This is a genomic window from Methylomonas methanica (assembly GCF_001644035.1).
Lineage (GTDB): Bacteria > Pseudomonadota > Gammaproteobacteria > Methylococcales > Methylomonadaceae > Methylomonas > Methylomonas methanica_A.
In genome coordinates, this window is sequence record NZ_LUUG01000124.1 from 1 (window position 1) to 17,669 (window position 17,669).

General features: G+C 55.8%; 20 protein-coding genes. 4 read left to right on the forward strand and 16 right to left on the reverse strand.

The window, feature by feature from the left end; genetic code table 11:
* Positions 1 to 391 (forward strand): hypothetical protein (locus A1332_RS26190; protein WP_231890391.1); only part of this gene is annotated, 391 nt, incomplete at its 5' end.
* A gap of 23 nt (positions 392 to 414) precedes the next feature.
* On the opposite strand, the gene A1332_RS22410 is transcribed toward A1332_RS26190, so the two are convergent.
* The 14 genes from A1332_RS22410 to A1332_RS22475 all read right to left on the reverse strand — a co-directional run bounded on the left by A1332_RS22410 (position 415) and on the right by A1332_RS22475 (position 12,853).
* A complete protein-coding gene (locus A1332_RS22410) occupies positions 415 to 1,239 on the reverse strand; it encodes a heme ABC transporter ATP-binding protein (protein ID WP_064010626.1) in 825 nt (274 codons plus the stop codon).
* Positions 1,240 to 2,343 (reverse strand): FecCD family ABC transporter permease, encoded by a 1,104-nt coding sequence (locus tag A1332_RS22415; protein WP_082879836.1) that lies wholly within the window; start codon positions 2,341 to 2,343, stop codon positions 1,240 to 1,242. It abuts the gene before it with no gap.
* Between the two features lie 7 nt (positions 2,344 to 2,350).
* The gene (locus tag A1332_RS22420; RefSeq protein WP_064010628.1) at positions 2,351 to 3,229 is read right to left on the reverse strand and encodes a heme/hemin ABC transporter substrate-binding protein; all 879 of its coding nucleotides are present in this window, start codon (positions 3,227 to 3,229) and stop codon (positions 2,351 to 2,353) included.
* Positions 3,230 to 3,413: 184 nt separating this feature from the next.
* On the reverse strand, positions 3,414 to 3,953 hold the full coding sequence (locus tag A1332_RS22425; protein WP_064010629.1) for a HugZ family protein: 540 nt from the start codon (positions 3,951 to 3,953) through the stop codon (positions 3,414 to 3,416).
* Positions 3,954 to 4,025: 72 nt separating this feature from the next.
* Positions 4,026 to 5,027 carry a ChuX/HutX family heme-like substrate-binding protein gene (locus A1332_RS22430; protein WP_197491538.1) on the reverse strand — a complete coding sequence of 334 codons (1,002 nt, stop codon included), beginning with the start codon at positions 5,025 to 5,027 and terminating at the stop codon, positions 4,026 to 4,028.
* Positions 5,028 to 5,149: 122 nt separating this feature from the next.
* Entirely contained in the window at positions 5,150 to 5,881 is a 732-nt protein-coding gene (locus A1332_RS22435) for a VPLPA-CTERM sorting domain-containing protein (RefSeq protein WP_064010631.1), read from the reverse strand.
* A 146-nt stretch (positions 5,882 to 6,027) separates the two neighbouring features.
* Positions 6,028 to 6,273 carry a hypothetical protein gene (locus tag A1332_RS22440; RefSeq protein ID WP_064010632.1) on the reverse strand — a complete coding sequence of 82 codons (246 nt, stop codon included), beginning with the start codon at positions 6,271 to 6,273 and terminating at the stop codon, positions 6,028 to 6,030.
* 14 nt (positions 6,274 to 6,287) lie between these two features.
* Entirely contained in the window at positions 6,288 to 8,789 is a 2,502-nt protein-coding gene (locus A1332_RS22445) for a TonB-dependent hemoglobin/transferrin/lactoferrin family receptor (protein WP_231890392.1), read from the reverse strand.
* A gap of 302 nt (positions 8,790 to 9,091) precedes the next feature.
* On the reverse strand, positions 9,092 to 9,514 hold the full coding sequence (locus A1332_RS22450) for an ExbD/TolR family protein (protein WP_064010634.1): 423 nt from the start codon (positions 9,512 to 9,514) through the stop codon (positions 9,092 to 9,094).
* Positions 9,514 to 10,275, reverse strand: a complete 762-nt coding sequence (locus A1332_RS22455) for a MotA/TolQ/ExbB proton channel family protein (protein WP_064010635.1) — start codon at positions 10,273 to 10,275, stop codon at positions 9,514 to 9,516. Before A1332_RS22455 ends, A1332_RS22450 begins: the two co-directional genes overlap by 1 nt.
* A gap of 3 nt (positions 10,276 to 10,278) precedes the next feature.
* On the reverse strand, positions 10,279 to 11,064 hold the full coding sequence (locus A1332_RS22460) for an energy transducer TonB (RefSeq protein WP_064010636.1): 786 nt from the start codon (positions 11,062 to 11,064) through the stop codon (positions 10,279 to 10,281).
* A gap of 82 nt (positions 11,065 to 11,146) precedes the next feature.
* On the reverse strand, positions 11,147 to 11,338 hold the full coding sequence (hemP, locus tag A1332_RS22465) for a hemin uptake protein HemP (protein WP_064010637.1): 192 nt from the start codon (positions 11,336 to 11,338) through the stop codon (positions 11,147 to 11,149).
* Positions 11,339 to 11,374: 36 nt separating this feature from the next.
* Positions 11,375 to 11,656, reverse strand: coding sequence for a hypothetical protein (locus A1332_RS22470; RefSeq protein WP_064010644.1), 282 nt, complete (start codon positions 11,654 to 11,656; stop codon positions 11,375 to 11,377).
* A gap of 321 nt (positions 11,657 to 11,977) precedes the next feature.
* Positions 11,978 to 12,853 carry a LysR substrate-binding domain-containing protein gene (locus A1332_RS22475; protein ID WP_064010638.1) on the reverse strand — a complete coding sequence of 292 codons (876 nt, stop codon included), beginning with the start codon at positions 12,851 to 12,853 and terminating at the stop codon, positions 11,978 to 11,980.
* A gap of 27 nt (positions 12,854 to 12,880) precedes the next feature.
* Between A1332_RS22475 and A1332_RS25480 the strand changes: the two genes are divergently transcribed.
* Together A1332_RS25480 and katG are read left to right on the forward strand one after the other, a co-directional pair.
* The gene (locus tag A1332_RS25480) at positions 12,881 to 13,045 is read left to right on the forward strand and encodes a hypothetical protein (protein WP_157204085.1); all 165 of its coding nucleotides are present in this window, start codon (positions 12,881 to 12,883) and stop codon (positions 13,043 to 13,045) included.
* Positions 13,046 to 13,134: 89 nt separating this feature from the next.
* Positions 13,135 to 15,357, forward strand: a complete 2,223-nt coding sequence (katG, locus tag A1332_RS22480) for a catalase/peroxidase HPI (RefSeq protein WP_064010639.1) — start codon at positions 13,135 to 13,137, stop codon at positions 15,355 to 15,357.
* A 329-nt stretch (positions 15,358 to 15,686) separates the two neighbouring features.
* Here katG and A1332_RS22490 read toward each other — a convergent pair whose 3' ends face one another.
* On the reverse strand, positions 15,687 to 16,340 hold the full coding sequence (locus A1332_RS22490; protein ID WP_064010641.1) for a DUF2076 domain-containing protein: 654 nt from the start codon (positions 16,338 to 16,340) through the stop codon (positions 15,687 to 15,689).
* Positions 16,341 to 17,003: 663 nt separating this feature from the next.
* A complete protein-coding gene (locus tag A1332_RS22495; RefSeq protein ID WP_064010642.1) occupies positions 17,004 to 17,276 on the reverse strand; it encodes a hypothetical protein in 273 nt (90 codons plus the stop codon).
* Positions 17,277 to 17,335: 59 nt separating this feature from the next.
* Here A1332_RS22495 and A1332_RS25485 point away from each other — a divergent pair, with 59 nt between their 5' ends.
* On the forward strand, positions 17,336 to 17,545 hold the full coding sequence (locus A1332_RS25485) for a hypothetical protein (RefSeq protein WP_064010643.1): 210 nt from the start codon (positions 17,336 to 17,338) through the stop codon (positions 17,543 to 17,545).
* Positions 17,546 to 17,669 lie beyond the last annotated feature (124 nt).

The window sequence follows — 17,669 nt, forward strand, 5'->3', positions numbered from 1 at the left end:
ATTCATCATACAAGGCTGGGGCTGGACTCGTGGGCTCACGCAAAAAGAGGAGATTCTTCATATAAATCCCTTCGATGCCGGGCCGCTCGGCGCAGGCCGTCTCGATACAGCTAGGCTTTTTCGCAACGTCGAAGCTGCGCTGTTTGATTTGGATTATGCACGCCTCGAAACCAAGCAGCTTCCTATGTACGCCGGGTTTCAGATAGCGTACCGACGTTTTGCACCTCGCAAAACCGCAAGGTCTTGCCTAACAGTTCGAACGAGGCCGGAACCGATACACCAGTCTTGCTGGTATAGCGCGTTAAGCAAGTTGATGCCTCGCACCGAGCGTCCACTACAATCGTCTCTTTCTCCTTTTCTTCTGGATCGTGTTATTCGACTGGTCTCTTAAGCCATAGCCGTACTGTTTGCCGTTCAATTCGCCTCCCACTTTGCCGGGTCAGCGGTCCGCATCAGGTGCGGAATTGTCAATGGCCGATCCGGATACAAAGGATGAGTGCCGACCGTCACCGGGTAATTGAAAATTTGCCGGATCAATTCGCTGTTTAAAACCTGGCCCGGAGTACCGACGGTAACCAATCGGCCTTGATGTAATACGGCGATGCGGTCAGCATACAAAGCAGCCAGATTTAGATCGTGCAGGATCGCCAGAACGCCGGCGGCATTGGCGTCGGCGAAGCGCCGGGCAATGGCCAATACCGCGTGTTGATGCGCCAGGTCCAGCGCCGAAGTCGGCTCATCCAGCAGCAAGTAACGATGCAATGGATCGCACGGTTCCCAGATTTGCGCCAGCACTCTGGCAAGTTGCACGCGTTGGCGCTCGCCGCCGGACAGCGTGGTGTAGATGCGCTCGGCTAGATGCGTAGTATCGGTTAAGGCCAGTGCTTGCCAGACAATGGCGATGTTGTCGGCATGGCTGCGGCTTTGCCGATGTGGGCTGCGGCCCATCATGACCACTTCCAACACGGAAAAACGAAACGCCAGCGCCGATGCTTGCGGCAATACGCCGCGCATTTTGGCGGCTTGTCGGGCGTCCCAATCGGCCAAGGGGCGACCGTTCATCAACAGCCTGCCGCTCTGAGGGCTCAGTTCGCCGCTTAGGGTGCGCAGTAGTGTCGATTTACCGGCACCGTTGGGGCCGATCACCGCCAGGACTTCACCGGGATGCAGTTCCAGCGACACGCTGTCCAGCAGGATTTTTGTACCAATACGCACCGAAGTGTTTGTGGCCGTCAGCATCTATGAACGTCCCATGATTTTTTGCCGAAACAGCAGCCACAAGAAGAACGGGCTGCCCAGTACCCCGGTGATAATGCCGATAGGCACTTCGGCCGGCGCGGCCAGACTGCGGGCCAGATAATCCGCGCACAGCAACAGCAACGCACCGAGTAATGCGGAGCCGGGCAAAAGCCAACGATGATCCGGACCGAGTGCCAATCGCAACAAATGCGGTACCACCAAGCCCACGAAACCAATAACCCCGGTCAAAGCCACTGCCGTGCCCACGCCGAATGCCACCAGCGCGATTACCGCAGTTTTCACGCGTTCCACCGGAAAACCCAGATGGTCGGCTTCCGCCTCGCCCAGTAACAAGGCGTTCATCGCGTCGGCCAGCAAGGCTAGCAACAGCAGATTCAGCAGGAGAAACGGTGCAGCCAATGTTACGTCGGCCCAGGCGATGCCGTTGAGGCTGCCCATGCTCCAGAAAGTCAGGGTGCGCAATTGATCGTCGTTGGCAACATAGACCAGTAAGCCGGTGGCGGAACCGGCCAAGGCATTGATGGCGATACCGGCCAGCAACAAGGAGCCGACATCGACACGGTCGCTGCTGCTGGCGATACGGTACACAAGCCAACTGACCGCAAAGCCGCCGACTATCGCCGCGACCGGCAGTAGATAGCGGCCCAGCAGCTGACTCGGAATGGCGAACACGCTGGTTTGTAGAACAATGACGGCCACTACCGCCAGCGCCGCGCCGCTGGAAATGCCGATCAAGGCCGGGTCGGCCAGCGGATTGCGAAACAAGCCCTGCATCGCCGTGCCGGATACCGCCAGCGCCGCGCCCACTAATAAGCCCATCAGCAAGCGCGGCGCTCGTATAGACAACAGTACCGCCCGTTGTTCGTTGGCGTAAGTCCACGGTAGGTCTATGCCGAGTAGTTTGGCCAAAATCGCTCCGGCTTGGCCTGGCGAAATGGCTACGGCGCCACGCCCCAAAGAGAGTAGGCTGATCAGGATCAGTAATAAGCCTAAGCCGACCAATACCGCTGCGCGCCGCCGCTCAAACGCATTCAGCCGCTGCCCCATGGCCGATTTGGATAAGTAGATCGAACTTGTCGTCATGTTCAGCTCAAGGTGTGGTGGCGATATTGGCCGGATTTTGCAAGCGTTCGGCCAGTTCCAGCGCGACTTGACCGCTACGCGGCCCGAAGCTCAGAAGCGCCAGCGTGTCCATCACGATTACCCGCCGGTTGAGGCCTGCCGGGGTATGGGCAATACCCGGCAGTTGGTAAAATTTGTCCAGACCGCCCACCGCGTTAACGGTGAGTTCGGTCAGCAGTATCAGCTCAGGCGCAGCCGCGATGATGGCTTCGCTGCCGATAGGTTTGTTGCCGGCATAATCGCCGATTGCATTGACACCGCCGGCCAGTTGAATCATCGCGTCTGCCGCGGTTTCGCGACCGGATACCAAGGGCGCGCCGTGCGAGACTGCCATGAAAAACATCACGCTGGGGTGCCGGGAAAATTGGCTGCGCAATTGCGCCAAGCGGCTGAAGTCGGCGTGGATTTGCACCGCCAAGGTGTCGCCGGCATCCGGTTTGCCGAGTAGAGCGGCAATGGTCGATACTTTGTTAAGCACGCTTTGTTCGGAATAGTCCTCAACCAGGGTGTGCACCGGCACGCCGGCGGCGCGGATTTGCTCCAGCACCGCGGGCGGGCCGGCGTGAGCGCTGACCAGTATTAGATCGGGCGCTAAAGACAAAATACCTTCCGCCGAAAGGCTGCGCATGTAACCGACTTGCGGCAGGGCTTTGGCCGCTTCCGGCCACAAGCTGGTGGTATCGACTCCAGCCAGATTGTCTTCACCGTTCAAGGCGTAAATAATTTCCGTCAACGCGCCGCCCACCGAGACGATGCGCTTTGGGCTATCTGCGATGGCCGCAGGAGCGGCCAAGCACAGCCAGACGATGGCTGCGAGCCGGTAAAGCAGGGGGCGAGTCTTTTTCATAAGGGCTTTTTGTGAAGGTTTAAATGATTTTTAAATTGTCCGGAGGGCGTCGGAAAAGCCAAAATAGAACCCCTTCCGCGAGTAGAGGGGGCTTTTAGAGGTTCCCTTATTAAAACTCACCCTAATCGCGACAAAATCTGTTCCTACTGCATACCTCGCCTCGACGCGCTACCTCGGTTTGCAATTAAGCCGGCGCGTCAGCCGTGGTTTTACGCTCTTTATGACCGACATCGTTGACGTGGCGGATTTGCGTCAGATCGTCGCCTTCTATCAAAAACGCCTTGGCAAAACCCTGCACGAAACTGCCGCGTTGCGGACGGATGCGGAACAGATGAAAGTCCTGCATTTTTTGTAACTGTTTCATGAATGCGCCGAATTTTTCCTCGAATAAAGCCATGATGTATTCGAAAGCGTCGGTATCGCGGTCGATTTCGCTGGCTGAGCAGTGATAGGTAACCCGTTGCCGGGCGAACAAATGCGCGGCCTTGTCCTCGTCCTCGACGAACAACAGACAAACCCGGCCGTTGTTCAACAGGTTTTGGGTGTGCGCCGATAGTTCGCTGACATACACGTAATATTGGCCGTCGTGCCGCACATAGGCGGCGTAACTGGCTTCGGGCTCGCCGGATGCGCTGACCGTGGCCATTAGCGCGGAGGAAAATGTTTGTGTCAGAGCGGTATAAGCTGCTCTGACTTGCTCGAGATCGATGGTTTTGTCGTTCATGCTGGTTTCCTGGTTTGGGGGATAAATAAATGCATTGGCTATGGGCCTGGGTAGAGGCAAAACTCTGCGTCTCTACCCAGGCCCGATAACCGGCAAGGCTTTAAGCAAGTCGCGCCATAACACGTTTTCGCCGTCGGCTTCGTCGAATTGGCCGACAATGGTCAAGATGGTCTGTTGGTTTTGGTCACGAACCAACAGGCCGGTCAAGTCCCGCTGCTGGTAAGTGAGTTGGACGATGTCCGCGCCGGCTACGGCCATTTCGTTTAGATGCAGATTGAAACCCTGATCCAGGACATTGAACCAGGGTCCGGTAATTTTCAGGTTTTGAATCGGGCCGTCGTGCAGTTGCATCGCGCCGGGATTTCCGACCAGCACTTGTATCGGCAACAGTAGTTCCGCCAGTTGCCGCATGAGCTCGCGTAGCGCCGGCGTGGCAATCCGGCCTGCGAGGACAGCCTCGGTCGTGTGGACAAGCAGCAAGCGCCGCCAGTGTTCCGGTAAATCCTGTGATGAGGCGAGGGCGTCAAGCGCCGACTTGGTGCCTTCGGTGGGTAGTTCCAGATTGGGCGACTGATCGTCGGCACGAAAGATGTCGACCAAGCGCCGGTAAAGGCCGGCATCGGAATACTCGGTGAGGTAAATCTTGTGCACGGCCTCGCCGCCCGTGTCGAAAAATTGCAGGCTGTGGCGTGGGCCGAGATGCGTTTCTTCCATCACTGCGAAACCCGAATGCCAAACGCCGGTCGATAGGTACAGCTCGATATGGTGTCCGGAGATCAGTAACATGTCGCCGCATGGGCATATATCCTCGTAGAGCCCGGTTTTTTCGTGTACCGCGAAAGCGTTGCGGGTCAAGGCCATGACCGGACCCAGCGTGCCGACCGCGCCCAGCAGGGCGGGCCAGTGTTCCCGCAAGCGGGTGACCCGGTTGCCGCAGTCGGTTGCCAGCAGTTCGGCTTCGCTGACGCCCAATGTCGCTGCGGCGTCGCGAATCCGCATATGCGGATGATCGGCGCGCAGGTCTTGCCAAGCTTGTTTCAAAGTATCCGCACTGGATACGGGATGTTTAGTCATGGATTTTGCCATTTCGCTGAGCTCCGTTAAGTGAATGCGCTGTATGTTTCCAGGGCATCGCACGTTAGGGACTTTGCATCGGGGCCGCGCGGCCCCGATGCAAAGCGTTTACAGGTCGACGTTTACGCCGCCAGGCCTTTTTTACGATTTAAACCCAGCAAGCCCATGAAGCCGGCGCCGAATAGCCATACTGCCGCGGGCAACGGCACACTGGATACCGGACCACTGATAGGACCGATGTCTATAGCCACTTGGCCCAAACTCAAGCTATGTCCGGCGCTGCTGAACGAGAACAAATAATTGCTTGCCGGTCCGGATAAGTCCCAATAGGCCAGGTATTGCACCAGTTCGACAGGGCCGAACGAACTTTCGTAGTCGTCATCGTAGAAAGTTTGTGTCGCGAAGGTCGGCGCTACGCCATTCAGTAACAGGCTGTTGTAGTCCATCTGCACACCCCAGGTTTCGAATTGCAAGGCTGCTCTTAAGGGCTCGTTGGTGGTAGAGCCGCTTAGCGAAGCCGTGAAATTCTCAGTGACGCTGAAGCTGTAAAGGTTGCCCGATCCGGCCGAGAATGTGCCGGCGTTCCAGCCGATATTGGCGTCGGTGGTGCCCGCGCTGCCCACATCCGCCGCCGCGGTGCGGGTGCCAGGATAAGAGTTATCCACGAAGCTGTCCCATTCCGCATACAGCGTGCCGGCATCGCCACGGTTCCAATTTCCCCAGCTGGCTTCGCTTGGGGCGTCGAAGCCGTATGCGGCGGCGTAAGGGTCGGGACCATTGGTCAAGTCAGCCGAAGCGCTACCGGAAACGGCCAACAGGCCGGCGATTAAGGTCAGTTTTTGTGCAGTTTTCATGGTTGGTTTCCTATGTAAATAAATTGACGTATCTCTTCACCGCAAAGACGATCCGTTGCTTTTGTCAAAAATACCTTCCGCCGCTTCGGCCCCATGCCGGCTATCCGCGCTGGCTAATTGCCTTTGCGGTGGCGGAAATTTAAAACTCAGTGTTGCTCGCGGCGTTCGAGAAGCGGGTTGGTGTCGCGAGTGCCGGTCGGCGCGTCTTGCACCTGAAAGTCCAGGACATAGCGGTACTGTTTGCCGCAATAGATGATCACTTCCTTTTGCCCGCGCTTTAACAGCCGCATGTCTACCCGCAGCTCGCCGAAACCCTCGTGCTCCAGCAATTCTTCGAACAGTGTTTCCAATTTTTTTTGGGCATCTTTCTTGGCCCTGTATCCCTTGGTCATAAGATTTTTCTCCATCAAAAGGCCAGTTTTACCGTGACGCCGAGATTACGGCCTGGTCGCGAGTAGCGGTCGGCCCAGTGCTCTGCGCCGGCGAAATTGCCCAGCGAGGTATGCGGATCGCCGGCGCGGGTATTAACGTCTTCCCAGTCGATATATTTCTTGTCGAACAGGTTGAACACCCCGAAGTTGAAGCCGATGTGCTTGCTGGGGTTGTAGTAGGCGTTGAAGTCCACCACGCCGTAACCTCTGGGCAGAAACTCGGCGTCCGCCGGCGCGGTATTGGCTTGTTTGGCGGCGACCAGGGTCAGGTTCAATTCCGTGCCCCAGTCGCCGCCGACTTGGTCGTAGCGCAGACCAACGACGGCTTTCATCGGGCTGATCTGTCTGAGGGCGTCGTCGTCACTGCGTTGGGTCTTTAGATTCATGCCTTCAGTAAAGGCACCGCTGAACAGCAGGCTGGCGCCCTGTAAATAGGGATTTAGCCAGTCCAGATAAAACCGGCTTTTGATTTCGACACCCTGAATCCGAATCGGGTCGGCGCTATTGATGTTCTGGTAAGTAGTAAAGCCCAACGGCGGACAAGACGCCGTGGCCGGGTTACAAATCACCGCGTTGTAGATGAAGTTGTCGTAATCGTTACGGAACACGCTGATGTCGAAAGTCCCGGCCGCACCTTGGCCGCGCAAACCCACTTCGGCACCGACGCTGGTCTCAGGCTGAATGTTGTAATTGGGCAGATTGGTGTATCCGCCGGTGATATTGGTAAAGCCGAGATTGCTTTCGCTGAAGTTGGGGCCGCGAAACCCATGCGCATACTGGCCGTGCACGGTGAAGTTCCGGTTCAGATGCAGCAAGGCGCCGAATTTGGGTAAAAAGGCGTTGGCATCGATAATGCCGGGCACTATCGGGTCGGCGCCTTCCGCGACAGCTGCTGCGGACGCGTTGTCGAACAGATAGTCGGGTGTGGGCAATAAGCGAAAATATTCCCAGCGACCGCCGGGGATCAGCTCGATGCGTTTGTCGAACAAATCGATAATGTCTTCAAGGTAAGCGCCGGCCTTGGTAACGGTGGATAACGGAAAATCCCGGACCGGAAACTCATCCGGCGTTACGGCCTTGCTGATCCGGCCTTTGGGACAAATGCTGTTCGGGCGTCCGGTGCGTGGGTTAACCGAACCACTGACGCAAGTAAAGCTACCGTCGCGTTGTTGCGCTACGCTGTTTTTACTGATTTGGCCGCCGTATTGCAGTGTATGCAGGCTGTCACCGAGACTGAAGGTTTTACCCAGTTTTAATTCGCCGCCGAAATCGTCGTTGGCAAAATCGAAAATTCGCTCGGTGAGTGTGTTGCCGTCCACGTTGGCGGTGCGATCTTGCCGGGTGACTTGCCCGGTAGCGGATTTTTGCGTGTAAAACTTCCACAGCACTTCATTGAACAGCGGTGTTTCCAGATGTTTCAAGGTATGGTCCAGCGTTAGCCGCCAGCGCGATTGGGTATCGGTAGTGAGCATGCTGTTGACATTGCGCAGACTGATGTCGGCACCTCGCATATACAAGGCGTCCACGTCGGATTGGCTGTGCAGCCATTCGCCGGTCAGGCGCAACACGTTATCGTCGTTGAAACGGTACAGCAATTTGGCCAGTAGGTTGTAACTGCCGTTTTCCTGCGGGCTGGGCGTGGTGCGGCGGCCGTCGGCGAAATCCGCCGTGCCTTTATTGTCGGTTTCGTTACTTTGGTTGTGGGTGAATAGCGCCATGCTTTCCCAGCCGCCCAGGGCGCCGGCCACGGTGGCGGTCTGCACGAAGCCGTTGTCGGCGGTGTTGTAATTCAGCTTCAGGCCGGTGTAATAATCCTTGCCGAATACGTTCAAATAATCGCGCGGGTCTTTGGTGACGAAGTTGACGGTGCCGCCCATGGCGTCGCCGCCGTAATACGCCGAGCCGGAGCCGCGCACGATTTCCACGGCTTTTAAGGCGTCCATGTCCACCGCGTTGCGGTTGGCGCTGGCAAACGAGCCGATGCGGAAGGCTTCCGGCAGGCGCACGCCGTCGATCTGCATCAACACCCGATTGCGGCCCAGTCCGCGAATGGTAAAGCCGCTGGCCCCGAAGCGCTGCGGGTCGTTGCCGACATTGACGCCGGGTTCGTAGCGAATCAGGTCCTTGATATTGCGCACCATGCGCTGTTCCATCGTTGCGGCGTCTATGGTCGATTCGGTGCCGGAGATAGTTTTTGCCGGCGGAGTATCGATTTTGGCTTTTACCGTAACGAGGGCGAGTTCCACATCCTCGGTTTCATCGATATTGCCCAGTGCAGCATCGTCGGCTGCCCTGGTAGTCGTCGTGTTCAGCAACAATAGTAGGGCGCAAATTGTCTGGCAGGCGAGCGGACAGAAACGACTGGTTTGCGATGCGTTACAAACAGAACGATGGCCGGTCTGGGCATGCCAAGCGAAAAGACAGTAGTCTGCGCGGGGCATGGTCAGCCAAGTTCGAGTTCTAAAAGATAAAGGCATAGCGATTCCAACAGGCAGTGCAGTCTAAAATGCTGGCTGCCTGGCACGAATGGCTAGGTGGCTGTTTTGTTTGGTTTTTAATCGCGGTTGAAGCCGCTTTTACGGATATGGCCCTTAAATTTAGCGGGCTATGTACGGTCGGTTTCGGGGTGTCTGACGGCTAGGCCTCCTGCGCTTTGTTCGCCATTACAAATTGGCAATCCTTGCCCTGCCTACGTCAGACATCCCGAAACCAGCCGTTATTTTTCCTTCGTTTGGTTTTGGCCTCCCGCTGTCGGCGGGAAAGCCAATGCTTGCTTACATCACTTTTTTTCTGGCTCGGAAACGAAACCGATTTTACTGACCCCGGCCTTGGCCGCATCCGCCAGTGTTTCGGCGACGAAGTGGTACGGCACGTTTTGATCGGCGCGGATATGCAGTTCCGGTTGCTGCGGCGATTGTGAAATGTCCGCTAAGCGTTGATTCAAAACGGCGCGGTCGATTGGTTCCTGATTCCAGAATAATTGGCCGTCGCCGTCCACCGACAGCGCTACCGGATCGTCGCTGGGTTGCTGCGGCACGCTGCTGGCTTTGGGTAGATCGATTTTCACCGCATGCGTCATCAGTGGGGCGGTGATCATGAAAATCACCAGCAGCACCAGCATCACGTCGATTAACGGGATCATGTTGATTTCGGCGACGGTATGGCCGCCGCCCTTGTTTTGATCGAAGCCGCCGAATGCCATTAGTGTTCTCCTGTTGCGTAAGCCAATTCGGTGCCGGCAAAGGCGGCCGACTTGGTTTGCGGTACGGCGGACGGATCGCTGGCGATGGTGGCGCCGGTGGTCAGAAAGGCGAATAGATCGTGGGCGAAGCCGTCCAAGCGGGCCAATAACAAGCGGTTACTGCGCACGCAATCGTTATAAGCCAGTACCGCCGGAATCGCGACCGCTAAGCCCAAACCGGTCATGATCAGCGCTTCGCCAACCGGACCGGCAATTTGATCGAGTCCACCCAATCCGCCTTGGCCGATGTTGACCAAGGCGTGATAGACGCCCCAGACAGTACCGAACAGCCCTATGAAGGGCGCGGTGCTGGCGATAGAGGCCAGTGCGGTCAAACCCCATTCCAGTTGCGCGGTTTCCTCGTCTATGACCCGGCGCATCGAGCGGGTCAGGAATTCGGCGGTCGAGCCGGCCTGTTGTAAACCATGGCTGCCGTGGCGAGCGTGATGCTGAGAGGCGGCCAGTGCGTGGCGGGTCAGGTTCGAAAACGGGTCTGCCTGGGCGCCGCCGGATAAGTGGCCGGCGACATCGGCTAGCGTATCGCTGGCCCAGAATTTCTGTAAAAACAGTTCGGCGCGGCGGCGGACCTGGATGGCGTGCCAAGCCTTGACGACGATGAAATACCAGCTGGCGACCGACATGATAAGCAGCAAGCTAAACAGGAAGGCGCCGACACTGTCGGTTTGCGCCAGGAAATGGTCGAGACTTTGATTGAGTGCCATGATTTATCCTTCCAGAGAGAATGAAACGGGGACCACGACCCAGGCGGAAACCACCTGTTCGCCGCGGCGAGCGGGGACGAAACGCCATTTTTGAACGGTTTCCTGGGCGGCTTGATCCAGGCGGTCGTAGCCGCTGGATTTACGTAGCGTGATTTGTTCGACCTGACCGTCGCTGTTGACCAGCACCCGCAGCAAGACCTTGCCTTGCTCGCCGAGTTGTCGTGAGGCGCTGGGGTAAGCCGGCGCCGGGTTGTTCAGGTAATCGGCATTCAGATTGGGCAAAGTCATCGGTGTCGATGCCGCTTCGCTGGTGCTGGCTGAACTGGGTGCCGGGGCGGGCGCCGTAGCAACGGCTGTTGGTGCGGGCTCGGAACGCGGCGGTTCCGGCATTGGTTCGGGCGCTGCGATTGCCGTTGGCGCACTGCCGGCGGTCGACAGCAAGTTCGGTTTTTTAACCGGTTTGGGCGGCGTTTTGGGTTTGTTGAGGTTTTTTTCCGGCTGCTTTTGGGCTTGCTGTGCCGGCGGTGTTGGCGGTGCTTGTTGAGTTTTGGCGTCGCCTATCCACTCCACCATGATCGGCTGCGGAGGGGTGAAAGGCGCTTGCTTTTCGCTGTTCGGCATCAAGCCGAACCAGGCTAAATGCAGGCCGAGCGCGATGACAAAGCCTAGGCCGCGTTCGTTATATTCGGCTTTTTGTATCGTGGATATCGATTTATAAGGCCCTTCGCTGGCTACGAGGCGCATGGGGGCCAGACAAGCAAGCTGGCGGAAACTGGCGGTCGGTAACATACTGGCCTCTCGATTAACTTATCTGAAAACGATTGGCTGGCTACCGTGAGGTTGGCTGGCTGGTATTGTCGGGTCTAGCGGTTTATTTGGTCAAAATTAATTTACCGTTACTGGTAATGCGTAAGCGATATTCGTCACCTTGATGTTCGATCACTATTTCGTTTTGCGTGCCGAACAATAAGCGGCTATTCACCCGTTGCCTGCCCTGCGGTATTTCCGGTGACGTCTCGGCGGTTAACGGGCCAAGTCGCACTGGGTTAGACGGATTTTTCATAAGACTAAAATGTTGACGAATAAATGCTAAACCCGCTCAATGCGCTGCTACCGGCCGCTGGCGAGCAGCTTTTCGTTCCACTAGTAGGCTGGTGACTGTCTGCCAGTGCTCCAGAAGTTGCAGGTACATATCGCGGCTGGAGGCGCTATGTGCCAGTTCCGGGTGGCTTAGCAGCCGGCCCAATTGCTGCACGATCAGATGTGCAAGCTTCGGGTTGTGATGGCCGTTGATGAATTGGGTCATTAACACACAGGTCGCGGCATGAATTTGCGCCACATCACGGCTGTTCGGCGCGCCGATAGAGTTGTCTTCGAACATGATGACCTCGGGTTGCATAATTTAGAAATAAATTGCCGCACACTGGATAACTTAGGAGGCTGTGCAGGTGCGGCAATGACAGCACGAGAGATGACTGTCGGATACAAATGATAATGATTATCATCTGCTTGTCAAGCAAAAGTATTTTGCCTTAGTGGTTCGGGGATTTTTTGAGTACGTGTAGGCAGGGCCACTGCTGTTCAGAGTGCGACAGAAGGGTTTTGTTTGCGGTAAATGAAATAAGAATACGGGGTGCCGGCAGCGGAGCAAGTCCCCGTCATTTAGTCCAGCTGATAGTGTGGATTTTGTTTAAATTCAGCTTCAGGGCAGTGGTTTATAAGCCAGCAGTCCGGCCAGAGTTTCCAGTAGTTCGCCACGGGGATGGTTCCTGATCCAAACCAGCGCGATTTTGCGGCTGGGCCTTTGACGGATGTTGATATAACGAATGTCCTTATCGTCAGGCTGAACGGCCACGGATGGCATCAGCGTAACGCCGACGCCGTTTTTGACCATGAAACGCAAGGTTTCCAGACTGGATGCCCGGAAGTCGTGTTCCACAAAGCGGGAAGGATTGCACAATTTTAGCGCCTGGTCCCGCAAACAATGGCCCTCATCCAGCAACAACAGATTTTCTTTGGCCACCATGTTCAGGTCTATTTCTTCCAGATCGGCAAGGGGATGATCCGCGCACACCGCCAAGGTGAACGGATCGTCGAATAAGGTCCGAGACTCTAGGCTTACGTGTTCGACAGGTAAGGCCAGCAAGGCCGCATCCAATTTTTTGTCGAGCAGCAACGCAACGAGAGCGTTGGTTTTTTCCTCGACCAGCTGGAGTTTTAGATCAGGATAATGCTGCTTGATGCGAAATACGTATTCCGGCAATACGTAACTTGCCAGCGAAGGAAACGCTCCCAAGGACAGCATGTTGCGATGCCGATCACTGGCGTGGGCGGCGATTTGGCGAATGGAGCGAGCATCGTCAAGTATGCGGCGGGCAAGCGGCAAAATTTCCCGGCAAATTTCGGTGGTTTCCACTGCGTTTTTCTCGCGCAGGAACAAGTCCACGCCTAAATAATCCTCGAGTTTTTTAATCTGCGTACTCAAAGTAGGTTGACTAATCGAACAATGTTCAGCCGCTTGACTGAAATTTTTCAACTCCGCTACTGCCACTAGATAGCTTAAATCTCGCAAATTCATCGATTGTTATCCGCCGTTGAGTTAAGTGTGCCGAAAGCCGCCGCCCTGACCGGAATCATATCAGCTCAGGCGCGTGTTTTATTGACCTGGCCTATCGGTCCATCGAAGAAATCAATTTCAGTTTGCGGGCTTTCTTCGGTTGAATATGTCTGCCGCACGCTTTTGATTGGGGCGATGGCGCCGATCTTTTAAATGTCGCTGGTGTTAATCCTAAGTGGCATCTAAACTGCAAAATCAAAGGCATGTTTTATTTAACCCACAACAAGGAACAGAGGTGCACCATGAAAACCAAACAGATTTTTCTGGTTTCCGCATTGGCGGTAGCCATATCGACAGCATTGACAGCCAATCCGGCTCTCGCTGAAATGCAGCCGACGACCAACAGTTTCTGGTGGCCGGAGCAACTGGATTTGAAACCGTTGCGTCAAAACTCGGCCGAATCCAATCCCTTAGGTAAAGCCTTCAACTACGCCGAACAATTCAAAACCCTGGACCTGAAAGCGGTGAAAAAAGACATCGCCGGCGTATTGCATACCTCTCAACCCTGGTGGCCGGCGGACTACGGAAATTACGGGCCGTTTTTCATTCGCATGGCCTGGCACAGCGCCGGCGTGTACCGCATCTTCGATGGCCGTGGCGGCGCCTCCGGCGGACAGCAACGCTTCGAACCACTCAACAGCTGGCCGGATAACGTCAGTCTGGACAAGGCCCGCCGCCTGCTGTGGCCGGTCAAACAAAAATACGGCGCCAAACTGTCCTGGGCCGATTTGATGGTGCTGGCCGGTAACGTCGCTCTGGAAGATATGGGATTCAAAACCATCGGCTTCGCCGGTGGCCGTGCCGATGACTGGGAAGCCGAGATCGTCAATTGGGGCACCGAAAAGAAATTTCTCGCCGACGAGCGCCACGATGGCAAAGGTGAATTGGCCAAGCCGTTGGGAGCCACGCAAATGGGGCTGATCTACGTCAACCCGGAAGGGCCGGGCGGGAATCCGGACCCATTAGCGGCCGCTAAACATATCCGCGAAGCCTTTGGCCGGATGGCGATGAACGACGAGGAAACGGTGGCGCTGATCGCCGGCGGCCATACCTTCGGCAAAGCGCACGGCGCGCATAAACCGGACGAATGCGTCGGCAAGGAACCCGCCGCCGCCGGCATTGAAGAGCAAGGTTTGGGGTGGGCCAACAAATGCGGCAGCGGTCATGGCGTGGATACCGTCAGCAGTGGCCTGGAAGGTGCGTGGTCGACGAATCCCACCCGCTGGACCCACGACTACCTGACCTGGCTGTATACCTTTGACTGGCAACAAACCAAGAGCCCGGCCGGCGCGACCCAATGGATTCCCAAGGACGGCAAAGGCGACAACTTTGTCCCGGACGCGCACGATCAGACGAAACGCCACCCGCCGATCATGTTTACTACCGATATTGCTTTGAAAGTGGACCCGGATTATCAAAAAATCTCCAAGCGCTTTTTGGATAATCCCAAAGAGTTTGAGGTGGCCTTCGCCAAGGCCTGGTTCAAGCTGACTCACCGCGACATGGGGCCTAAGGCCCGATACGTCGGCGCCGAAGTACCGGCTGAGGACTTCATCTGGCAGGATCCGATACCCAAAGCCGATCACAAGATAATTGACGCCAAGGATGTTGCCAAATTGAAATCAAGCATCCTTGCCTCCGATTTGACTATTCCGGAATTGGTGAAGACCGCTTGGGCTTCCGCAGTAAGCTTCCGCGGCACCGACATGCGCGGCGGTGCTAATGGCGCCCGGATTCGTCTGGCGCCGCAAAAGGATTGGGAAGCCAACGATCCCGCCGAACTGGCCAAGGTATTGACACGGCTGGAAACCATCCAAAACGACTTTAACCGTACGTTGAAAGGCGGTAAGAAAGTGTCGCTGGCCGATGTAATCGTGCTTGGCGGTTCCGGTGCGGTGGAAGAGGCCGCTAAGAAAGCCGGGTATAAGCTGCAAGTGCCGTTCAAACCGGGCCGGATGGATGCCTCGCAGGAGCAAACCGATGTGCATGCCGCAGCGGTTTTGGAACCCAAAGCCGACGGTTTCAGAAATTACTTTGCTAAGGATAATGTGCTATCACCTGCGGAAATGCTGGTCGAACGCGCTAACTTCCTGACCTTGAGTGTGCCGGAAATGACCGTGTTGGTCGGCGGCATGCGGACGCTGGATGCTAATGCCGGTCATGCCAAGCATGGCGTATTGACCGGCCGGCCGGGCACGTTAAGCAACGACTTCTTCGTCAACTTGCTCGATATGTCCACGAAATGGAGCAAGTCAGCTACCGAGGGGATCTACGAAGGACGGGACCGGGCCAGCGACCAAGTGAAATGGACCGCGACGCCGGTTGACTTGATCTTCGGCTCCAACTCAGAGTTGCGGGCCGTCGCGGAAGTCTATGCCTCGGAAGACGGCAAAGACAAGTTCTTACAAGACTTCGCCAATGCCTGGGGCAAGGTGATGGACCTGGATCGATTCGACAAACGTTGACCTTATTCCATAAATATCGTCGCTCCCGCGAAGGCGGGAGTCCAGCGGTTATAGTGGATTCGCTGCGGGGTCTAACGGCTCCCACCTTCACGGGAATGACGAATCCAGGGAATTTAGGGGCCGGACTAAAACTTGGGAGGCACCCAATTTGACCGAGGTTGGGTCAAGTTGGGTGCCTCGCGCAAACCACTTATCGTTGTTTGCTTATTTGGTTTGTTTTCTCAGCAATTACTTCAAAATATGCCGAAGGTGCCATTGTCGATCCTCGGCTTAGCGCAAAAAAAGGGCAATCCAATTAAAGGATTGCCCTGAGGGGGAAGTGAGGCGGATTAAATCCAGTCGGAATCGTCGCTTTCGTCCGGCACGCTGTAGTCTGCGTCGCTAAGCGAAAAATCGTCGCGATTGTTTTCCAAGTTGGCTTGCTGGATTGCGTCGTCGCCGTAATAATTGTTGACCACGGTTTGATCGTGAGCGCCGCTGTGCTCACCCAGTGCTTGCTGGCCCCAAGGGCTGGAGCCGTGATGACCCATCAGACTTTCGATACCCTGGAATAAAAACGAACCGGCTACAACACCGGCTGCCGTGGTCGCGACATTGCCCAGAAAACTGCCGCCGCCGCCACCACCGAAAAATCCTGGCGATTGCGCTGGAGCAGTACCTCTCGGCACTTGATAATTGCCTACACCGGGCACCGCACCATTATTGTTGGCAGATTGAGCCCAAGGATCGCTGCCCAGAAAGCCGCTACGTTGTGAGCTTGCACCGGCTTGCAATTGATTCTGCAACTCGGCGATTTGCGCTTTAGCCGCAGATAAAGCTTGATCCTGTAACAAGGCGCGTTGGACTAGCAGATAAGCGGCATCCGGTTGTTTGGCAACCGCATCACTGATCAGCGCTTCGGCTTCGGCATCCTTATTCGGAAGCCTTACTTCGTTCAGTTGACTCAGAAACTGACTGAGCTGGTTGCGTTCCTGTGAATTCATCTAATAACTCCTATCGTGAGCATGTAACCCGGCAAACTACCGGCATTGGCAAAGACTTTAAAACGTCTGCAAAGTTTCCTTCACAGTTGGGTGTGGCTTTGGAAGTTTCAATAGTCTGGGCAAGAAAATAATAGACCCAACTCTTATATTCCCTGTGTCCGTCATGCCCGCGAAAGCGGGAATCTTTTGTGGCAACTGGGCTCCCGCCTGAGCGGGAGTGACGATATTTAAGGGCCGGCTTAATACTCAGATTATTTTTTCTTTCAAGTTGCTAGGAGCCTGTCGGAAAATAAAATTGTGAGCTTAATTTTTTTGGAGCCGTGCCTTCAGAGGTCGTTGTTTCGGCCTTCAAAACGATTATGAGTTGGTTTCTGCCGAGAAACAATCTGGCGATATTATCAATCAACGCCAGTCGCTGAGATTTCGGTGGGTTCTCTGGTCTATCCCGCCGCCAGCACATGCATCCGTTTTTCCAGCTCCGACGTCGTTGCGCATTGAGCCGTATGGTTTTAACCATTCTTGCACCAATGTCGTTGCCTTGAGCAAAATCGATAATGAGGTGTTACTTCAATTTGATAAAACCGCTCGTTGGCTAGCTGAGCTTTGTTGAGACGAAGGCTTGATTTTTGGATGACTCAGGGCATTTGGGAAATGTAATCCGGGTTATTGCTCGCCAACCATCTGCCCCAATCTGACCAAGGCCTGATTGACCTGCTCATCCCAATCCACCGCGCAGTTGAGGCGGATGAAATTGCGGTATTTTTGCGTCGCCGAGAACATAGGGCTCGGCGCGATGGTGATGCCTTGCATCAACGCCCGCCGGCTCAGCGCCGTCGCATCGACAGTTCCCGGCAACTCCACCCAGATCACGAAGCCGCCCTCCGGCTGGGTAACGCGGGTGCCTGGCGGAAAATAAGCGCTGATGGCCACCGTCATTCGCTCCACCGCTTGCCGGTATTGGTTGCGCGCCTGACGCAGATGGCGTTCTGTCTGGCATGGCTCGCGGCAAGGATTTGGCCGCCATCGCCAAGGCGTACGACGCATCCGGCATTGTCGACCGGCCGCCGCCGGAAACCTTGACGAAACTGAGCCATGCCAACTACGTGGTGTGCAGCGAATTGCCGCGCTCAGTCGAAACGGCGCTGCCGAATTTCGACAGCGGAAAGTATTCCTGTAATAGCAGACAAACGAGTAGGATGCGGTGAGGCACGAACCGCATCGATCGAGAAAATTATCGACATAAACCAAAACGATGACTGAATATCGCCGTTTTCAACATCCTGGAGCTACATGGTTTTTTACCGTTAATTTAGGGGCTGTTGCCGTTTT

Coding starts and splice junctions, on each gene's coding strand:
- A1332_RS22410 (WP_064010626.1), bottom strand. CDS start 1,239: ATGCTGACGGCCACAAACACTTCGGTGCGTATTGGTACAAAAATCCTG.
- A1332_RS22415 (WP_082879836.1), bottom strand. CDS start 2,343: ATGACGACAAGTTCGATCTACTTATCCAAATCGGCCATGGGGCAGCGG.
- A1332_RS22420 (WP_064010628.1), bottom strand. CDS start 3,229: ATGAAAAAGACTCGCCCCCTGCTTTACCGGCTCGCAGCCATCGTCTGG.
- A1332_RS22425 (WP_064010629.1), bottom strand. CDS start 3,953: ATGAACGACAAAACCATCGATCTCGAGCAAGTCAGAGCAGCTTATACC.
- A1332_RS22430 (WP_197491538.1), bottom strand. CDS start 5,027: ATGACTAAACATCCCGTATCCAGTGCGGATACTTTGAAACAAGCTTGG.
- A1332_RS22435 (WP_064010631.1), bottom strand. CDS start 5,881: ATGAAAACTGCACAAAAACTGACCTTAATCGCCGGCCTGTTGGCCGTT.
- A1332_RS22440 (WP_064010632.1), bottom strand. CDS start 6,273: ATGACCAAGGGATACAGGGCCAAGAAAGATGCCCAAAAAAAATTGGAA.
- A1332_RS22445 (WP_231890392.1), bottom strand. CDS start 8,789: ATGCCTTTATCTTTTAGAACTCGAACTTGGCTGACCATGCCCCGCGCA.
- A1332_RS22450 (WP_064010634.1), bottom strand. CDS start 9,514: ATGGCATTCGGCGGCTTCGATCAAAACAAGGGCGGCGGCCATACCGTC.
- A1332_RS22455 (WP_064010635.1), bottom strand. CDS start 10,275: ATGGCACTCAATCAAAGTCTCGACCATTTCCTGGCGCAAACCGACAGT.
- A1332_RS22460 (WP_064010636.1), bottom strand. CDS start 11,064: ATGTTACCGACCGCCAGTTTCCGCCAGCTTGCTTGTCTGGCCCCCATG.
- hemP (WP_064010637.1), bottom strand. CDS start 11,338: ATGAAAAATCCGTCTAACCCAGTGCGACTTGGCCCGTTAACCGCCGAG.
- A1332_RS22470 (WP_064010644.1), bottom strand. CDS start 11,656: ATGTTCGAAGACAACTCTATCGGCGCGCCGAACAGCCGTGATGTGGCG.
- A1332_RS22475 (WP_064010638.1), bottom strand. CDS start 12,853: ATGAATTTGCGAGATTTAAGCTATCTAGTGGCAGTAGCGGAGTTGAAA.
- katG (WP_064010639.1), top strand. CDS start 13,135: ATGAAAACCAAACAGATTTTTCTGGTTTCCGCATTGGCGGTAGCCATA.
- A1332_RS22490 (WP_064010641.1), bottom strand. CDS start 16,340: ATGAATTCACAGGAACGCAACCAGCTCAGTCAGTTTCTGAGTCAACTG.
- A1332_RS22495 (WP_064010642.1), bottom strand. CDS start 17,276: ATGACGGTGGCCATCAGCGCTTATTTTCCGCCAGGCACCCGCGTTACC.
- A1332_RS25485 (WP_064010643.1), top strand. CDS start 17,336: ATGGCTCGCGGCAAGGATTTGGCCGCCATCGCCAAGGCGTACGACGCA.